18 protein-coding genes and 1 pseudogene are annotated in these 16,572 nt (G+C 61.2%); 5 read left to right on the top strand and 14 right to left on the bottom strand.

Going from position 1 to position 16,572, the window contains the following annotated elements; all coding sequences use genetic code 11:
- Positions 1-243: 243 nt before the first annotated feature.
- Entirely contained in the window at positions 244-1,431 is a 1,188-nt protein-coding gene (locus tag QMX85_RS08910) for a citrate synthase (protein WP_282339967.1), read from the bottom strand.
- Positions 1,432-1,652: 221 nt separating this feature from the next.
- On the opposite strand from QMX85_RS08910, the gene QMX85_RS08905 reads away from it, so the two are divergent.
- The 4 genes from QMX85_RS08905 to QMX85_RS08890 all read left to right on the top strand — a co-directional run bounded on the left by QMX85_RS08905 (position 1,653) and on the right by QMX85_RS08890 (position 6,170).
- On the top strand, positions 1,653-2,936 hold the full coding sequence (locus tag QMX85_RS08905; protein WP_282339966.1) for a citrate:proton symporter: 1,284 nt from the start codon (positions 1,653-1,655) through the stop codon (positions 2,934-2,936).
- A gap of 131 nt (positions 2,937-3,067) precedes the next feature.
- Positions 3,068-4,435, top strand: a complete 1,368-nt coding sequence (locus tag QMX85_RS08900) for an acyclic terpene utilization AtuA family protein (protein WP_282339963.1) — start codon at positions 3,068-3,070, stop codon at positions 4,433-4,435.
- A 2-nt stretch (positions 4,436-4,437) separates the two neighbouring features.
- Positions 4,438-4,749 (top strand): DUF4387 family protein, encoded by a 312-nt coding sequence (locus tag QMX85_RS08895; RefSeq protein WP_273234391.1) that lies wholly within the window; start codon positions 4,438-4,440, stop codon positions 4,747-4,749.
- Positions 4,750-4,799: 50 nt separating this feature from the next.
- On the top strand, positions 4,800-6,170 hold the full coding sequence (locus QMX85_RS08890) for an MmgE/PrpD family protein (protein WP_282339960.1): 1,371 nt from the start codon (positions 4,800-4,802) through the stop codon (positions 6,168-6,170).
- Positions 6,171-7,094: 924 nt separating this feature from the next.
- On the opposite strand, the gene QMX85_RS08885 is transcribed toward QMX85_RS08890, so the two are convergent.
- The 8 genes from QMX85_RS08885 to QMX85_RS08850 all read right to left on the bottom strand — a co-directional run bounded on the left by QMX85_RS08885 (position 7,095) and on the right by QMX85_RS08850 (position 10,033).
- Positions 7,095-7,283, bottom strand: coding sequence for a hypothetical protein (locus QMX85_RS08885; RefSeq protein WP_282339958.1), 189 nt, complete (start codon positions 7,281-7,283; stop codon positions 7,095-7,097).
- Between the two features lie 39 nt (positions 7,284-7,322).
- The gene (locus tag QMX85_RS08880) at positions 7,323-7,508 is read right to left on the bottom strand and encodes a hypothetical protein (protein WP_282339956.1); all 186 of its coding nucleotides are present in this window, start codon (positions 7,506-7,508) and stop codon (positions 7,323-7,325) included.
- A 38-nt stretch (positions 7,509-7,546) separates the two neighbouring features.
- Positions 7,547-7,726: a hypothetical protein gene (locus tag QMX85_RS08875; RefSeq protein WP_139210745.1), complete on the bottom strand. Its 180-nt coding sequence runs from the start codon at positions 7,724-7,726 to the stop codon at positions 7,547-7,549.
- Positions 7,727-7,769: 43 nt separating this feature from the next.
- Positions 7,770-7,955: a hypothetical protein gene (locus QMX85_RS08870; protein ID WP_282339952.1), complete on the bottom strand. Its 186-nt coding sequence runs from the start codon at positions 7,953-7,955 to the stop codon at positions 7,770-7,772.
- A gap of 31 nt (positions 7,956-7,986) precedes the next feature.
- Positions 7,987-8,175, bottom strand: a complete 189-nt coding sequence (locus QMX85_RS08865; RefSeq protein WP_282339950.1) for a hypothetical protein — start codon at positions 8,173-8,175, stop codon at positions 7,987-7,989.
- Positions 8,176-8,216: 41 nt separating this feature from the next.
- The gene (locus QMX85_RS08860; RefSeq protein ID WP_273234401.1) at positions 8,217-8,423 is read right to left on the bottom strand and encodes a hypothetical protein; all 207 of its coding nucleotides are present in this window, start codon (positions 8,421-8,423) and stop codon (positions 8,217-8,219) included.
- 54 nt (positions 8,424-8,477) lie between these two features.
- Positions 8,478-8,669: a hypothetical protein gene (locus QMX85_RS08855; RefSeq protein WP_090231099.1), complete on the bottom strand. Its 192-nt coding sequence runs from the start codon at positions 8,667-8,669 to the stop codon at positions 8,478-8,480.
- 578 nt (positions 8,670-9,247) lie between these two features.
- Complete coding sequence (locus QMX85_RS08850; protein WP_282339947.1) at positions 9,248-10,033, bottom strand: exodeoxyribonuclease III; 786 nt, start codon at positions 10,031-10,033, stop codon at positions 9,248-9,250.
- 138 nt (positions 10,034-10,171) lie between these two features.
- Here QMX85_RS08850 and QMX85_RS08845 point away from each other — a divergent pair, with 138 nt between their 5' ends.
- The gene (locus QMX85_RS08845; protein ID WP_282339945.1) at positions 10,172-10,582 is read left to right on the top strand and encodes a hypothetical protein; all 411 of its coding nucleotides are present in this window, start codon (positions 10,172-10,174) and stop codon (positions 10,580-10,582) included.
- Here QMX85_RS08845 and QMX85_RS08840 read toward each other — a convergent pair.
- The 5 genes and pseudogenes from QMX85_RS08840 to QMX85_RS08820 form a co-directional block, all read right to left on the bottom strand.
- A complete protein-coding gene (locus QMX85_RS08840; RefSeq protein WP_282339943.1) occupies positions 10,579-12,936 on the bottom strand; it encodes an ATP-dependent DNA helicase in 2,358 nt (785 codons plus the stop codon). The two genes, QMX85_RS08845 and QMX85_RS08840, sit on opposite strands and share 4 nt — an antisense overlap.
- Positions 12,937-13,046: 110 nt before the next feature.
- On the bottom strand, positions 13,047-14,858 hold the full coding sequence (locus tag QMX85_RS08835; RefSeq protein WP_282339941.1) for a glycoside hydrolase family 15 protein: 1,812 nt from the start codon (positions 14,856-14,858) through the stop codon (positions 13,047-13,049).
- Positions 14,851-15,651, bottom strand: coding sequence for a glucose 1-dehydrogenase (locus QMX85_RS08830; protein WP_282339938.1), 801 nt, complete (start codon positions 15,649-15,651; stop codon positions 14,851-14,853). The genes QMX85_RS08835 and QMX85_RS08830 overlap by 8 nt, the downstream gene beginning before the upstream one ends.
- Before the next feature lie 157 nt (positions 15,652-15,808).
- Positions 15,809-16,021 carry a cold-shock protein gene (locus QMX85_RS08825; RefSeq protein ID WP_090231094.1) on the bottom strand — a complete coding sequence of 71 codons (213 nt, stop codon included), beginning with the start codon at positions 16,019-16,021 and terminating at the stop codon, positions 15,809-15,811.
- A 154-nt stretch (positions 16,022-16,175) separates the two neighbouring features.
- Positions 16,176-16,572: pseudogene (locus QMX85_RS08820) on the bottom strand (hypothetical protein); the annotation flags it as partial.

The raw sequence follows: 16,572 nt of genomic DNA, 5'->3' as shown, positions 1-16,572 counted from the left end.
ATGCGGGCGTGAGCGATTGCTGTATCCCCTGCAACCTAGGCTTTGGGTCAATTAAACATGTACTGGCGCCGTACATGTGTATGTATTGAGCTCTCGGATACGCTATACACGCGTGGATTGGATGTAAATCTGTACGGAATTCGTACATCTATCGCATCCGTTTGCGTGGCGCATCTAGGGCAAGAGACGGGGAGGGGAAGGGCGCGCGGCGGCAAGGGCTGCCGCCGGTGTCTGAGGGCCGGCTTAACCGGGAAGGGCGCCGGTGTAGCGGGCGCGATGGCGAACCATCGGCTGCTGGTTGTACTGCTCGCTGGCGTGAGCGATCCAGCCGATCAGCCGGGCGACCGCCGCCAGCGCCAGTTCCTGGCCGACCAGGTTGAATTTGCGGCCGACGAAACTGACCAGCAGGATGAATTCCACCGGGCGTTGCACCAGTTCTTCGGCCACGCTCATGGCCTTGAGCAGGCGACGGTATTCCGGGTCGTCGGCGAACATGCCGTCGAGCGTTATTTTCAGGCTGATGGCGCGTGGATCGGCGATGCGGTGCACGTTGGCGCAGAAGCCCGGAATGTCGCCGCCCTGGCTGTAGTGCTGAAGGATGGGGTCGGAGGGATCCTTCGCCGTGCACACTTCATCGACCAGGCGGCCGACCGCCTCGCTGCGGCCATAGGCCATGCGTCGCCCGCGCGACGCCGCCAGGCCGGTGATCACCGCGTAGTAGGGCGTGACGCCGGTGTTGGCGGCGGCGCGCACGCTGTACGTGGAGTGGTCCAGTTCATGGTCGATGCAAAGGATCAGCATGCGTCGGATCAGGTCGGCGTAGTTCGCGTCCACGCCGCGGGAAGCGGCGATGAACTCGTGCAGCGGCCGGGTATCCGGTGCGGCGGTGCCGACGACCAGGGCGGCGAACCAGCGCACCACGTCGGCACCGGTCCGTGCATAGCCTTCGGGGGACAGATCGAACGCCTTGGGATTCTCGCGCTCCACCAGGGGGAACAGCGCGATGGCTTTCTCGATCACCGTCGTGTGGCTGTACAGCTCGAGCAACGGCAATACGCCCGGCGGCATGTGCGGGAGGGTGTTGCCGAAGGCGCCGGGAACCTGCCAGAACATCTCCGCCACTTCTTCCACGGTCGCCGTTTCCACCAGTTCGGTGATGTCCCGTCCACGGTAGTAGAGGCCGTTCTCGGTGAGCAGGGTGAGCGAACTGGAGTCCCCGGCAACGCGCTTGCCGGTGCTGCCGTCGGGCGTCTTCACACCTTTGGTCAGGCGCTGGATGTCCGCTGCCCAATAGCGGCGCTTGCGCGAACCCTCCACCTTGATTGAGCGGATGTTCTTGCGCCCGACGTAGGCATAAAGCGTGGGCAGGTTGACGCCGAGCAGGCTGGCGGCTTCTTCGGCGGACAGGTACAGCTCGTCTTGGGTGGGCATTGGAGCCTCGCATCTGAGGTGGCTTGCTGGCTGACCCGATAACCCGGTGGCTGGCGGATCAATGGGAATATCGGCGCATTTTGAAACGTTGGTGGACAAAAAAAATACAGATTTACACAAAATCTATCCATGTTTATTTTTCCCGCCATTGACGCATTCGGGCGGGTCCCTCGCTCCAGGCGGCATCAGCAAGCAGCTTTCATAAAAACAAGGATAAGAAAATGGCTTGGGTTGGTTTCGGCATGGTGTTGGTGTTCATGGCGCTGATTCTCAGCAAACGATTGTCGGCAATCGTTGCGCTGATCCTGGTGCCGGTGGTTTTCGGGCTCGCACTGGGCCTCGGCCCGCAGCTGGGCGAGATGGTGATGGGCGGCATGGTCAAGGTGGCGCCCACCGCAATGATGTTGATGTTCGCCATCCTGTTCTTCGCGGTGATGTTCGACGCCGGCCTGTTCGAGCCGGCAATCAGGCGGATCATGCGCATGGTGGGTAACGATCCGTTGCGCATCACACTGGGAACCGCCGCGCTGTCGGCGTTGATTTCCCTGGATGGCGATGGCTCCACCACAGTGTTGGTAGTGGTCAGCGCCTTTCTGCCGGTGTACCTGCGCATGGGCATGAACCCGCTGATCCTGGCGGTGATGCTGCTGCTGACCAACACCGTGATCAACGTGGTGCCCTGGGGTGGGCCCACCGCCCGGGCCGCCAGCGCGCTGCACCTGGATGCGATGGATGTGTTCACCGGGTTGCTGCCGACCATCGTGATCGGTCTGGCCTATGCCTTCGTCGCCGCCTGGTGGCTGGGCCTGCGCGAGCGCAAGCGTCTGGGCTGGACGCCGGGGGGCACCGGAGTGGCCAGTGCGCACCTGGTGCGCGAGCCGAAACCCAGCCATCGCCCGCGGATGTTCTGGATAAACCTGACATTGACCCTCGGGCTGGTGGCGTCCATGGGTCTGGGGCTCGGACCGCTGCCGGTGCTGATGATGGTCGCCTTGGCGCTGGCGCTGGTGATCAACTACCCACGGCTGCAGGACCAGAAGGAGCGCATCGCCGCCCATTCGGAGAGCGTGTTGAACGTGATCGCCCTGATCTTCGCCGCCGGGGCCTTCACCGGCATCCTCAGCGGGTCGGGAATGGTCGACGGCATGTCCCAGGCGTTCCTTGGCGTGCTGCCCGAAGGAGCCGGACCGTACATGAGCGTGATCACCGCGCTGGCGGGCATTCCCTTCACCTTCTTCATGTCCAACGACGCCTTCTTCTTCGGCATCCTGCCGATCCTCGGTGGCGCCGGTGCGCAATACGGGGTCGACCCGCTGCACATCGCCCGCGCCTCCGTGCTGGGCCAGCCCGTGCACGCCTTGAGCCCACTGTTGGCGGCGTCCTACCTGTTCAGCGGACTGCTGCAACGGGAGGTCGGTGACCTGCAGCGCTACTGCCTCGGCTGGGCGCTGGGCAGTTCGGCGGTACTGATTCTTTCCGCCCTGGCGACCGGCGCCATCAGCTAGCGCCCCCGTTCCACGAATCACAGCGCCCCATGGCGAATGCCGGGGGACAGGCAGCGGCTTGCCGCAAAAAAGCCAGCCTCGCCGGCCCTGCAAGCGCGGGCGAGGCGGCACCCTTCGACAGAGGAACGACCATGAAAAAATCCATCAAGGTGCTCGCCCCGACCGGGGGCATGGGCTCCGGGCTACGCCAGGACATCTTCCAGCAGGCGCTGCTGGAGAAGCCGGACGTGATCGCCATGGACGCCGGCTCCACCGACTCCGGCCCCTATTACCTGGGCACCGGCAAGAGCAAGAGCTCGGCCATCGTGCTCAAGGCCGAATTGCAAACCTACATGCGTGCCCGCGCCGAACTCGGCGTGCCGCTGATCATCGGCAGCTGTGGCACCTGTGGTTCCGATGCCGGCGTGGACCTGGTGCGCGGTCTGTGCCTGGAGATCGCGGCCGAGCTGCAGCAGACCGTGAAGATCGCCGCTATCTATAGCGAACAGAACACCGCCACCGTGACCCAGGCCCTGGCGGACGGACGGATACTGCCGTTGAACCCGGTACGACCGATCGACCAGGCGCACATCGAGCGCTGCTCGCGGATCGTCGCGGTAATGGGAGTCGAGCCCTTCATCCATGCGCTCGAGCAGGGCGCCGACATCGTCCTCGCCGGGCGCGCCACCGACACCGCGGTGCTGGCCTGCTTCCCCATCCTGCGTGGCGCACCGGCGGGCCCCGCCTGGCACGCCGGCAAGACCTTGGAGTGCGGGCCGCAGTGCACCACCACGCCAACCGAGGCGATGGTCATTGCCGAGATCGATGACGGGGGATTCACCCTGATCGCGGTGGGCGACCAGGCGCGAGCCACGCCACATTCAGTCATGGCGCACATGCTCTACGAGAACAGCAACCCCAACGTGCTGGTGGAGCCGGGTGGCGTGTTGAACGTCGAGGCGGCGCGCTACCACGCGATCGACGAGAAGAGGGTACGGGTCGAAGGTTCGCTGTGGACCACCAGCGAGCACTACACGGTGAAGCTCGAAGGCGCCGCGGTGGCGGGGTACCAATCGGTACTCCTGAGCCTGGTGCGTGGCCCGGAGTACATCGCCCGCTTCGACGAGTGGCTGGCGTCGCTGGACCAGGTCATGCGCAAGCGCATCGAGAAGAACCTCGACATCGGCCCGGCGGATTACGACCTGCAGTTTCGCGCCATCGGCAAGAATTCGGCGCTCGGCGATCTGGAGAGCCAGGTCGGCCAGCCGGTGGAGATCGGCGTGCTGGCCATCGTGACCACCCCGCAGGCCTCGCGGACGCAGGACATCATCGCCTTGCTCAACCCGTATCTGCTGCATTTCCCGCTGCCCGACGACAAGGAGCTGCCATCCCACGCGTTTCCGCTGTCGCCCCCGTCCATGGATCGCGGCCCCGCTTACGAATTCATGCTCAACCACGTGATGGTGATCGAGGATCCGTTGGCGCCGTTCCGTTTCGACATCACCACTACAGGAGCTTGAGCATGAGCCATTCCCAGGGTTACGAGATCCGTTCGAAAAACGCCGGGCCTTACTGGCTCACCTTCGACATCTTCTGCGCGAATACCGAGGTTTTCCGCCAGCTGAGCCAGGAGCCGCGCCTGGCCGAGCCCGCGATGGCGGAGATGCTGCACGGCGACCCGCAGCAGGTGAGGGTGTTCCGCCTGGAGGCGCTGAACGTGATCAAGATCAGCCTGCCGCGCCCGGTGGTGCAGGGCTCGCTACAGGACCGCGACATGCACGGCGCGCAGTGGGCCAACGTTCTTACCGAGGCGCTCGCCAGCCGGCGCGCGTGATGTCTTGAACAGGGCTGGCAAGCCAGTCCCTCTCTTTCTGGAAACCTTCTATGAACCTGGCAGAACAACTCAGCCACTACGCCTTGGCGCTTCGCTACGACGACCTGCCCGCCGCCGTGGTGCACAAGGCCAAACAACGTATGGTCGACAGCCTTGGTTGCGCGCTGGGCAGCTTCGACGAAGCGGTGGTCGCCGACTTGCGCCGCTTCGCCGGCAGCGTGCCCCTCGACTCGTCGAGCGTGCTCGGCACGGCGCAGAAAACCAGCGTCGATATGGCCGCATTCGTGAATGGCGCCATGGTGCGCTATTACGATTTCAATGACGGCTACATCGCCAAGGAACTGGGCCATCCCAGCGACAACATTCCCAGCTGCCTGGCGGTGGCCGAAGCCGAGGGCGCCTCGGGCCGGGAGTTGATCGTCGCCATCGTGCTCGCCTATGAAGTGCAATGCCGCCTGCAGGACGCCGCCAACCTCTATCGCCTCGGCTGGGACCACGTGAACTACGTGCTGGTCTCAGCCACGGTGGCCGCCGGGCGGCTGATGAAACTCAGCCACGAGCAACTGGCGCACGCCATCAACATCGCGGTGAACGGGCATATCGCCCTGCGCCAGGTACGCGCGGGCGAGCTGTCGGCATGGAAAGGTTGCTCAGCTGCCAATGCCGCCCGCAACGGCGTGTTTTCCGCGCTGCTGGCGCGCCACGGCGTGACCGGGCCATCGCCGATCTTCGAGGGCGAGATGGGCTTCATGAAGCAGATCACCGGCGCCTTCCAGCTCGATGTCCAGCAGTTCGGCAACGCCGAGAATGGCGACTTCCGCATCCTCAGTACGTTGACCAAGCTGCTGCCGATGCAGGGTGAAATGCAGACCGCGGTATGGGCGGCGCTGGAACTGCGCAGCCAGCTCGGTGACCTCGGAGTCATACGCGCCGTGCGCATCGACACCACCGAAGTGGGCTACCGGATCCTCGGCAAGGACCCGGAAAAATGGCGGCCCGCCAGCCGTGAAACGGCGGACCACAGCTTGCCCTACGCCGTGGCGAGGGCCTTGCTCGACGGGCAGATAACCGCTTCGTCCTTCGCCCCGAAAAAGCTCGGCGAGCCCAGCGTGCTGGCGTTCATGGACAAGATCAGCGTGTACCCCAACGAGGAGCTGACCGCGCTGTTTCCGGCGCAGATCCCCAACCGGGTGACCATCGAGCTGATCTCGGGTGAGACCCTCACCAAACAGGTCAACGCCGCACGGGGCTCGCTCGCTACGCCTATGGACGATGAAGACTTCGAAAACAAGTTTCGTACGCTTCTCTGTCCTCTCCTGGGCGTGGAGCGGATCGACAAGCTGCTCGAATGCATCTGGCGTCTGGAGGAACAGCAGGGACTCGAAGCGCTTTTCGAGCTGGCCATCATCGAGGCGCATTGACCGCCGGCTGCCTGCGACGAGGGAGCAGGGACCACTCCTGCCGGTGCCTTGCCTCCGTCCAATTGCCCTGAGCGGATCGCCTCGATTCGCTTCTGCGGTGCGTTGGCGTGCTGTCTCGCCGCGGGCTTACCGCTGTGATCGTCAGCTGCTTACGGTTTCTTCATCCCGCTCCACCTGCGCTAGCTGCGACGCAGGGGCAGTCTCAACATCACGCCGGGAGCCGTGGCAGTGGCCAACGGCTGCTTCCACGCGCTCCAGCATCTCGCGGGAATCCGCTAGCCACGCCATGAGCGCTATCGGTGAATGGCGGATTCGTTCTATTGGCTCGTATTTGATGTACACGGACGCCAGGCAGCGTCTGGTTGAAACACTCATATAAACCGAGCGCCACCGTTTAAGTCGCGGGGTAACGCATGGCGATAATGTCCGTGCGCGATTCTGGCTAATTAGATGGCGAGTGCTTTCTGGAAATCAGAGTCGATGTTCTGATCAGGCCCAAGAGATTAGGCGCGAAGTGTTAACCCAGGAAGCATATCCAGGTTTCCATGAGTCGAATTCGAGATGCGCAGAGGGTGTTTTACCAACTGCCCAAGCGGATAAATAACCACATCCGGAGCGGACGCTGTTATTCGGCCAATGTTCCATGACTGCAAAGAGGGAACCCTGGTGGAGTGACGCAAGTTCTCTCGATCAATAGTCTCGGGTCGAGGGGCATGTAATACGAAATCGGGGTCCGTAGCAGGGGACGCTTCCAGTTTCGCGATATCTTTTCCAAAGACACAAAGGCGATGCTCAGTAGTCGCTTAACTCTCGGATGACCACTCCAAAAATCACTTGGATTTCCGATGTCAATTTCAATGAACGATAAATTCAACCCATGCTCCGGGATGGTTTATTCGCTCGCATACAACTTTCGCATGTAACTCAGGTCTGTGGCGTAGGCCTTGTCGCAATATGGTTTTCGTTCACGCGTGCCCGAACTTGGCTATGGCCGGTCAATAGTGCGGTAAACATTGCTCTGATCTTTCCTGCAAGCGGTAGAGTGAGTTCGTTGATCCGAACGTCATCGCCATTCATCTCGTCCATCGATTGCATCGAGTCGGCAAAGCTCATGGATGTGTCTCCCAGTTGCCCATCGAGTGATTTACCAAATTACAACGGCTGGCCTAAGTTCTGCTGTTGGACCGCTGCGTTACCGAGAACCGGGTTGCGCTCGGGTTTGAACAGCGAAACGAACTTGAGCACGATGGTTTTGAACGAGGGCAGGCGAATCTCGTTGATCACGATTTCGTCGTCGTTCATGGCGTCCAGCGAGTTCATCGAATCTGCAAAGCTCATGGTTATCGTCCTTCCGTAGTTGGGATTGTCGAGGGTGATCAGGACTGCTGAACGTGGCCAAGGTGCTGGCTGGCTGGCTCCACGAGTCGCGGTGCCGGTTTGAGGGAGGCAATCATCCTTGCAAGAAGAACCTTGATCGATGGCAGGCGAATCTCGTTGATCACAACGTCGTCGTCGTTCATGGCGTCCAGCGAATTCATCGAATCTGCAAAGCTCATGGCGGTCATCCTTTTCGTGGTTAAGGGCAAGTTCGGTCTTGATCTAGAGCTGCTGGAGGCCGTGTTGCTGACGCTGGCTGGCAGGCAGGTCGACGGTTTGTTCCGGTTTGAAGAGCGAAACGATTCTGGCAAAAAGAACTTTCACGGACGGCAGTCGAATCAAGTTGATTACAACTTCGTCGTCATTATTCATGGCGTCCAGGGAGTTCATCGAATCTGCAAAGCTCATGTTGGTCATCCTTGCTGGTTTCAAAGAAAAGTCAGGAGTGCTGGCTGATGTTCGGTTGTTGGACGTAATGGGCGCGCGAGGCGTCGACCGTATTACCCGGCTTGAAAAACGAGATAACTTTCAGGGCAAGGCTCTTGACCGACGGCAGGCGGATTTCATTGATCACTACTTCGTCGTCGTTCATGGCGTCCAGGGAATTCATCGAGTCTGCAAAGCTCATGGCGTTCGTCCTTTGATTTTCTGTGAGGTTATGGAACTTGATCAGGAGTTCTTGCTCTGATTCGATTCACGCCCGATGTCGGGCTTGCCAATTTTTTGCGTTTGGTTTATTTCGCGCGAAGTAGAGGTCGATACGAGTGCGACGACGCTGCGAAGAATTTTTTTGAAGGAAGTCAGCTGAACATGGTTGATTTTGGCAACGGCCGAGTTCATGGTATCAAGATCGCAAATCGAGGCGGCGAAACTCATGATGGATATCCTTTCAAAAATGGTTTATAAAAATACATACCGTCCCGGACCGATCTAGATCCCGCGACCGAGGTGCTGCTTATGACTTTGAAGTTCAAGGCGAAGACCGCTGCTCAACTTCGTGGCTGGCATGAGCGAGGCAACTTTTGCGATGATTCTGGAAAAGAACGGAATACGAATTTTATTGATTTCGACGCCGTCGGAGTTCATGGAGTCGAGGTCGATCATCGAGTCAGCGAAGCTCATGTCAGTCATCCTTAAGTTGGCTTACTTTTAGCCTGCTCAGCCAGGCGGTGTCATTCGGTTGGCGTATTGGTGCCAGGTAGTCGGTTATCTGACTGTGGCGTTCCGCCATCCCGAAAGTATCATCAAATTTGAGCATTTGCTCGAAGAAGATTCGGCCGCCTGTCGTTCCGCTTAAGCGCCCGTGGGGCGGGTGCTTGCAAACGCTTCGACTGTCTCGCCGCAGAATAGCTCCACGTACTTTTTCTGCCTCTCTCGAAATAGCAAGATCTCGGGAATTTCAAGACTTCGCCGTTTCGCTTAAATCGAAGCGGTATCGGCGAAGATCACTTCTATATCTCGATTTTTTTAATAATCAGGTTGTGTTGCTGATTTATGAGTTTTTTTCTGCTCAGTCGACAATCGGTATGGCCCGTGGCCACTGCTCGCGCTTTTTTCGCTTACTTCCAGGCTTTTTAACCGCTTAAAAAGAAGGGTTTTTCGCTGGAAAAAAGTCGTCGCTCGATCCTCTTTTTTATCGAATGAACGTCAGTACGTAGCTGTTTTACGGTCCCCAAGCTGCCCCTTTTGGCCGTCTTTTTTCAGGCCATCTCGAGCGAAATCCACGTCGGTGCGTGGTCACTGGTATGGGGCAGATCCCTCACCCAGCGGTCCACGCCAGCGTCTCTCAAACAGGGTGAGAGCGTGCGGCTGAGCAGCAAATGATCGATCCGCAGGCCCGAGTTCTTTTGCCAGTGCTGGCGGAAGTAATCCCAGAAGGTGTAGATCCGCTCGTCGGGAAAATGCGTGCGCAGGGCGTCGGTCCATCCCTGTTCCAGCAAGCGCTCGTAGCAGGCGCGGCTTTCCGGCTGCAAGAGCGCGTCGTTCAGCCAGGAACGCGTGTTGTAGATGTCCATGTCAGTGGGGACGACGTTGTAGTCGCCCGCGAGTACGACGGGGTGATCGCTCTCCAGCAGGCCGGCGGCGTGTTCGATGAAGTGTTCGAACCAGGCCAGTTTGTAGTCGAATTTAGGGCCTGGCTGCGGGTTTCCGTTCGGCAGATACAGGCTGGCGACGATCACCCCATGGGCCGCGGCCTCGAGATAGCGGCTCTGGCCGTCGCTTTCGTTTCCCGGCAGACCACGGCGGATTTCCAGCGGATCCATTCCCTTGGCGAGAATCGCCACGCCGTTCCATGAGCTCTGCCCCTGCCAGATCGCACCATAGCCAGCGGCCCTTATGTCATCGATGGGGAAGCCTTTGTCCGGCGCTTTCAACTCCTGCAGGCAGGCGATATCCGGTGCTTCCCGCTCCAGCCATTCCAGCAGGATGGGCAGCCGCGAGCGGATGCCATTGATGTTGAACGTGGCGACTTTCAAGTTGGACATGACGGTTCCTTTCTACCTGTGGAGACGATCCGCACCTGATCGGTAGAAGGAGCGCGATGCGGGAAGTTCTCCGGTTGGGGAACGACAAGGCGCATCGAGGGCTCGACATGTTCATCTTTCCCATGCAGTGAGGCTGGCATGAAACGGATCATCACGATGATGACGCTGGCTACCCTGGCGGGTTGCGACGACGACACCGCACCCGCAACCAGTACGGCGGTGCCCGAGCGGGCGGCGGTCGTGCCGGCCACGCAGGTGCCACCCACCGACAGCTGGATCGGCCGCTGGCTGGGCCCGGAGGGACTCTTCCTCGACATCCGTGCGAATGCCGAGGGCGGGGAAGGGCACTACGTACTGACCATCAAGAGCGATCTGGACGGCCAGGCAGAGTTCGCGGGGCAGGCCGACGGCGAGACGATCCGCTTCGTCCGTGATGGGGCGCAACAGACCATCCGGCCTGGAAAGGGCGTGGAGACTGGGTTCAAGTGGCTCGCCGACAAGTCCAACTGCCTGATCGTCCGCAGCGGCCAGGAGGGTTACTGCCGCTAGCCGGGCACCGGGTCGAGCCGATTCTCGGTCGCGGTACAGTCCGCGATCGAGGCGCACGCGACGCTCCACCAGGCGGGTAGCAACGCGCGTACCTGGCGCTGGGCGAAGCGGTCGTCGATCAGATACACCACCCCGCGATCATCCTGGCCGCGGATGACCCGCCCCGCCGCCTGCACCACTTTCTGCAGGCCGGGGTAGAGGTAGGTGTAGTCGTAACCGGCGCCGAACAGCTGCTGCATACGCAGCTTGATCTGTTCGTTGACCGGGTTCAGCTGTGGCAGGCCGAGCGTGGCGATGAACGCGCCAATCAGGCGCTCGCCCGGCAGATCGATGCCCTCGCCGAACGCGCCTCCGAGCACGGCGAAGCCGATACCGCGGCCGTCCGGCGTGAAGCGCGCGAGAAACTCGGAGCGGGCGGGCTCGTCCATGCGCCGCGACTGTTGCCACTGCGGAATGTGCGGAAACCGCTCGGCCAAAAGCTGCGCCACCTGCTGCAGGTAATCGAAGCTGCTGAAGAAGGCCAGGTAGTTGCCTGCGCAGTTGGCGAACTGCTGTCCGATCAGCTCGACGATCGGGGGCAGGGACGACTGTCGATGCTGATAGCGGGTCGACAGGTCGTCCACCACCGTCACCCGGAGTTGCCGATGGTCGAACGGCGACTCCACATCGATCCAGCGGCAGGTATCGGGCAAGCCCAGCAGTTCTCGATAGTAGTGCTGCGGGCTGAGTGTCGCGGAGAACAGGACGGTCGAGCGGCTGGCCTCGAAGCGCGGCTGCAGGAAGGGCGCCGGTACCAGGTTGCGCAGGTTCAGCAGCGAAGCGCTGCGGCCCCGGCCGATGTCGCGTTTGTGCACGTCGAACAACGAATGGGCGCCGAACAGCTCGGCGATGCGCAGGAACTGCAAGCTGTCGAAGTAGAAGGCCTGCAGGGCCGGGTCGATGGACGACGGGGCTTCGCTGAAATGGTCCATCAGGGCCGAGCCTGCCTGCTGCAAGGCCTGCAGCAATTTCGTTGGGAGCGCGTCATGGCGCTGGTACGGCGCGATTTGCTCGGAATGCAGGGCGTTCCATTGGCGATGGACACGGTCCAGCGGTCGCTTCAGGGGCGCGGGTGCCTCGCGGCGTATCGAGGCCAGCTGCGACTGGTCGAGCGCGGCGCTGTACATCTGTCGAGCGCGCTCCACCAGGTTGTGCGCTTCGTCCACCAGCACGGCGATACGCCATTCGTTGGATTGGGTCAGCCCGTGCAGCAGGCCGCCAAGGTCGAAGTAGTAGTTGTAATCGCCGATCACCAGATCGACCCAGCGCGTCAGTTCCTGGCTCAGGTAATAGGGGCAGATGCGATGCTCCAGTGCCACGCACCGCAGCGCCTGCTGGTCCAGCCAGGCCACGTTCAACGCCGCTTCGCGCGCTGCCGGCAGGCGATCGTAGAAGCCCTGGGCGAGCGGGCAGGATGCACCGTTGCAGGCTTTGTCCGGGTGCTCGCAGGCTTTGTCGCGGGCCACCAGTTCGAGCACGCGCAGGGGTGGATGCTGCGTCTCGCCGCGCAGGGTTTGCAGGCTGTGCAAGGCCAACTGACGGCCAGGAGACTTCGCCGCGAGGAAGAACACCTTGTCCAGCCGCTGGCCAGGCATCGCCTTGAGCTGCGGAAACAGCGTGCCGAGGGTTTTACCGATGCCCGTTGGTGCTTGGGCGAGCAGGTGGGTGCCAGTGCAGGCGGCTTTGTAGACGGTTTCGGCCAGCGGGCGCTGTCCGCGTCGAAAGGCTTCGTGGGGAAAGCGCAGCGCGCCGAGCGCCAGGTCACGCCGTTTGCGATGCGCGACCTCCTGTTCCGCCCAGGCAATGAAGCGCTGGCACTGCAATTCGTAGAACGCGCGCAGTGCGGACGCCGCGTGCCGCTCGCCGATCAGGGTCTCACGCTGGCTGGCGATATCGAAGTACACCAGGGTCAGTTCGATTTCCTGCAAGTCCAGCTGCCGGCACAACAACCAGCCGTAGACCTTCAGCTGCGCCCAGTGCAGGGCGCGATGATTGGCCGGCTGCAGGGCCAGGTCGCCGCGATAGGTTTTCACTTCCTCCAGACGATTCGCCTGTGGGTCGTAGCCGTCGGCGCGACCGCGTACCCGAAGGTGGCGGTAGTCCCCGTTCAAGGTCAGTTCGGTCTGGTAGCCCGCGCCGCGTCTCGCCGCCACTGCCACATGTCCCGCCATGCCTTCGCTCGCGGTTGGTGAGGGCGTGAAGCGCAGGTCGAGATCTCCGGATTTGGCGGTGAACTCGCACAGCGCCCGCACGGCTACAACGTAGCGTTGCTCATCGTCGGGCGACAGGGAGGAAGGAATGACTGCGGTGGGCACGGGAGCGGATTCGATTGGCACTGGTTATCCGTACAGATACCAGTGGCGCCGGCATTCGGCAAACGGAATGCGATCGATGGAAGGTCCGCCGGAGTGGCGGACCTCTCCCATCAGGGCTGCCAGAGCGTCGCGCGTTTATCCAGCTTGCGATCGAGGAAGGTCGCGGCGCTTATCAAAGCCAGATGGGTCAGCGCCTGGGGCATGTTGCCGAGATGGTGGGCGCGTCCGTCGAACTCTTCGGCGTAGAGACCCAACTGATTGGCGTAACTCAGCAGCTTCTCGAACTCCAGGTGCGCCTCCGCCACGCGGCCCGCGCGGGCCAGGCATTCGACGTACCAGAAAGAGCAGGCGGCGAACGCGCCTTCCTCGCCCTCGAGGGTGTCCGAGGGCGTTTCGCTGGGCAGATAGCGCTTTACCATCCCGTCCCTGACCAGCGATGCGCCGATGGCATCCAGCGTTGCCAGCCAGCGGGGATCGGTCGCGCTGACGAAGCGTACCAGCGGCATCATCAGCATCGCGCCATCCAGCGCGGTGCTGCCCAGTCGCTGAACGAAATGGCCGCGTTCCTCGTTCCAGAAATTGCTCCAGATGTCTTCGTGGATCGCCCGGCGGGTTTCATCCCATTGGCGAAACGGCGCGGGAAGCGAGCGTTTGCTGGCAAGTCGAATGGCGCGATCCACCGCGACCCAGCACATCACCCGGGAGTGCAGGAAATGCTGCGCCTCGCCGCGCATCTCCCATATCCCCACGTCGGGCTGTTGCCAGCGTTCGCAGACATGATCGACGAGGCGAGTGATGTGCTGCCACTCATCGTGCGGTACGGCCTCGCCGTACTTGTTGGCCAGGTAAATGGCATCGAGAAGTTCGCCATAGATATCCAACTGAACCTGACCGTAGGCATCGTTGCCGATCAGAACCGGAGTGGCGCCGCCGTGGCCGGCGAAGTGGGGCAGGGATTCCTCGGTGAGTTCCCGTTCCCCGTCCGCCCGATAGACGATGCGCAATTCGCCACGCTTGCATTCGCTGACGCGTTTGCCGACCCAGCGCATGAAGTCGTTGGCCTCGTCCACGTAGCCCAGGCGCATGAACGCGTACACCGTGAAGGACGCGTCGCGGACCCAGGTGTAGCGGTAATCCCAGTTGCGCGAGCCGCCCGGCGCTTCAGGAAGCCCGAAGGTGGCGGCGGCGAGTATCGCGCCATGTTTGCGCGACGTGAGCAGCTTGAGCGCGAGAGCAGAGCGCTCGACGGCTTCGCGCCAACGGCCGCGGTAGTTGGATCGGTGAACCCAGTCGCGCCAGAAGGAAAGGGTCTCCTGTTGGCAGTGCTGGGCGTCGTCAGCATTCATCCGACGGTCGCTGGCGTCGCTCAGCAGCAACTGGACGCTCTCACCTTCGGCGAGGACGAACTCGGCCAACGCAGCGCCGTCCTCGATCGTCAGCGAGCAGGTGGCGGCGAGGCGGAGCGTCGGTTGTCCTTCGGCGTGGAAGCACACGTCTGCACCGTCCGCTTCCGCGCGGGTGTCGGCGCGCCCATAGTCGTGTCGCACGGCACAACGCATCGTGAATCTGATCTCGCCGCGCACCGCATTGACCTGCCGGATCAGACGCGGCGACCCCTGATGGTTGCCTACGGGCATGAAGTCGGTCACCTCGGCGATGGCCGTTTCACCTAGCCAGCGGGTCTGTAGAATGTTGCTGTCGGGCAGGTAGATCTGCTGATGGCGCGGGGAGGGAATGTCCGGAGCAATCTCGAAGGCGCCGGCCTTCGGACTGTCCAGCAGAGAGGCGAAGATGGTGGGGCTGTCGAAGTTCGGCCAGCATAGGAAGTCGACACAGCCATCGTCGGCGATCAGCGCGGCGGTCTGCATGTCTCCAATGATGCCGTGAGCTTCGATGGGGCGTTGCATGAGGGCTTCATCCATTATCACGAAACTCCGGGTAGAGGCTCATGCCTCCATCGATGAACAGGCTGGCCCCGACGACGTAGTCGGAGGCGTCGGAGGCTAGCCAGACGATCGCGTTGGCCACGTCCTCGACGGCTCCGATTCGGCCGTAGGGAATCAGCTCGAGAAGCTTGTCCGCCGCATCGCCTTGGGTAGCCTCTTCATTTATCGCTGTGCTGATGGCGCCAGGCGCCACGCTATTGATGCGTATGCGCTGATGGGAGACCTCCTGCGCAAGGCTTCGCATGAGCAGGTCGACCCCCCCTTTGGACGCGGCGTAGTTGACATGTCCCGCCCATGGGATGCGCTCGTGTACCGAGCTCATATGGATGATCTTGCCGGCCGCGCGGGATATGGAGGAATCGATGCCCTGCGCCACGAACTGGCGGATGGCCGCCCGGGAGCAGAGGAACTGACCGGTGAGGTTGACCTGGATGACGGCGTTCCAGTCCTCCAGCGTCATGTCCAGAATTGCGGCGTCGCGCTGCATGCCGGAGTTCGCCACCAGGATGTCCAGCCTGCCGAACTCGTTCAGGGTCTGCCTGAACATCTGCTCGACGTCCGACTCGTTGGAGACATCGGCTTCCACGGCTATCGCCCTGCCGCCTGCCGCCTGGATCTCCGCGACCAGCTGCTGGGCGGGTTCGGCATGTGAGTTGTAGTTGACTACGACTGCAGCGCCGGCGTCGGCCAGCGCTTTGGCGGCAGCTTTGCCGATTCCGGAGCTGGCTCCGGTAACCAGGGCGACCTGGCCTTCCAAACTGATTTCCATCATCTGCTCCCGGGTTGGTCACCCTAGAGCTGACTACCCCCGACATGGAGAGTTCGTCCGCAGGGGCCTGGCTACGGGCTTTCCTGGTAACCGGATGCGTTTCTTCAGGCATAAAAAAAGCCCCGCGAGCGGGGCTTTTTTCAGTAGAGCTGCAGACTTAGTCTACGCGCACTTCTTCGGCTTGCATGCCTTTCTGGCCCTTAGCGGGAACGAAGGAGACCTGCTGGCCTTCTTTCAGGCTTTTGAATCCATCACTCTGAATGGCTTTGAAGTGTACGAACAGATCGGCAGAGCCATCAGTCGGGGTGATGAAGCCGAAGCCTTTTTCATCGTTGAACCACTTAACGGTACCAGTTTGGCGATTAGCCATTGTGCAACTCCAGAAAAATTTAAGGCCTATGGTGCAGTCTCGCCCACGGCTCTCATGCAGAGTATCCCAACCGAAGGCGTACCGGTAGCTTTTATTCTGTTCACGACACATATAGTTGTGGAAGCGGCTCCCAGGGCTGCTGGCAGTGCCTAGCTCACTCTTCCATATAGATGTAGGCAAATCTGTCAACCGAAACTCTTTCGAAAAAGCGGTTGACGTGAGTTTTGGGCTGTCTATAATGCGCACCACTTCCGGCGCAGTCCTCAAGTAAAACCTCTTGTAAATCAAAGGGTTGAGCAAATAAAGAGGGTTGCATCGGTGGCGGATTCGAGTAGAATGCGCCGGGCTGGCGGGGTGGTGGTTTGATCCTGTTGGTGGCTTCGGTCGAAATGATCGGAAGCGGAAAAGAGGTGTTGACAGCGGGTTTGAACGCTGTAGAATTTGCCTCCCGCTGACGAGGGGTTTGAAAGATCGGAAGCGGCAAGCGGTTGAGTAGAAAAGAAATTTTCGAAAATAAGCTTGACAGATTGAAAGGCTGCTGTAGAATGCGC

The sequence above is a fragment of the Pseudomonas sp. PS02288 genome (genome assembly GCF_029959715.1).
GTDB lineage: Bacteria > Pseudomonadota > Gammaproteobacteria > Pseudomonadales > Pseudomonadaceae > Pseudomonas_O > Pseudomonas_O kuykendallii.
Note: the sequence above shows the minus strand (reverse complement) of the source record. Positions and strands in the feature narration are given on the sequence as shown.

Coding starts and splice junctions, on each gene's coding strand:
- QMX85_RS08910 (WP_282339967.1), bottom strand. CDS start 1,431: ATGCCCACCCAAGACGAGCTGTACCTGTCCGCCGAAGAAGCCGCCAGC.
- QMX85_RS08905 (WP_282339966.1), top strand. CDS start 1,653: ATGGCTTGGGTTGGTTTCGGCATGGTGTTGGTGTTCATGGCGCTGATT.
- QMX85_RS08900 (WP_282339963.1), top strand. CDS start 3,068: ATGAAAAAATCCATCAAGGTGCTCGCCCCGACCGGGGGCATGGGCTCC.
- QMX85_RS08895 (WP_273234391.1), top strand. CDS start 4,438: ATGAGCCATTCCCAGGGTTACGAGATCCGTTCGAAAAACGCCGGGCCT.
- QMX85_RS08890 (WP_282339960.1), top strand. CDS start 4,800: ATGAACCTGGCAGAACAACTCAGCCACTACGCCTTGGCGCTTCGCTAC.
- QMX85_RS08885 (WP_282339958.1), bottom strand. CDS start 7,283: ATGAGCTTTGCCGACTCGATGCAATCGATGGACGAGATGAATGGCGAT.
- QMX85_RS08880 (WP_282339956.1), bottom strand. CDS start 7,508: ATGAGCTTTGCAGATTCGATGAACTCGCTGGACGCCATGAACGACGAC.
- QMX85_RS08875 (WP_139210745.1), bottom strand. CDS start 7,726: ATGAGCTTTGCAGATTCGATGAATTCGCTGGACGCCATGAACGACGAC.
- QMX85_RS08870 (WP_282339952.1), bottom strand. CDS start 7,955: ATGAGCTTTGCAGATTCGATGAACTCCCTGGACGCCATGAATAATGAC.
- QMX85_RS08865 (WP_282339950.1), bottom strand. CDS start 8,175: ATGAGCTTTGCAGACTCGATGAATTCCCTGGACGCCATGAACGACGAC.
- QMX85_RS08860 (WP_273234401.1), bottom strand. CDS start 8,423: ATGAGTTTCGCCGCCTCGATTTGCGATCTTGATACCATGAACTCGGCC.
- QMX85_RS08855 (WP_090231099.1), bottom strand. CDS start 8,669: ATGAGCTTCGCTGACTCGATGATCGACCTCGACTCCATGAACTCCGAC.
- QMX85_RS08850 (WP_282339947.1), bottom strand. CDS start 10,033: ATGTCCAACTTGAAAGTCGCCACGTTCAACATCAATGGCATCCGCTCG.
- QMX85_RS08845 (WP_282339945.1), top strand. CDS start 10,172: ATGAAACGGATCATCACGATGATGACGCTGGCTACCCTGGCGGGTTGC.
- QMX85_RS08835 (WP_282339941.1), bottom strand. CDS start 14,858: ATGGATGAAGCCCTCATGCAACGCCCCATCGAAGCTCACGGCATCATT.
- QMX85_RS08830 (WP_282339938.1), bottom strand. CDS start 15,651: ATGGAAATCAGTTTGGAAGGCCAGGTCGCCCTGGTTACCGGAGCCAGC.
- QMX85_RS08825 (WP_090231094.1), bottom strand. CDS start 16,021: ATGGCTAATCGCCAAACTGGTACCGTTAAGTGGTTCAACGATGAAAAA.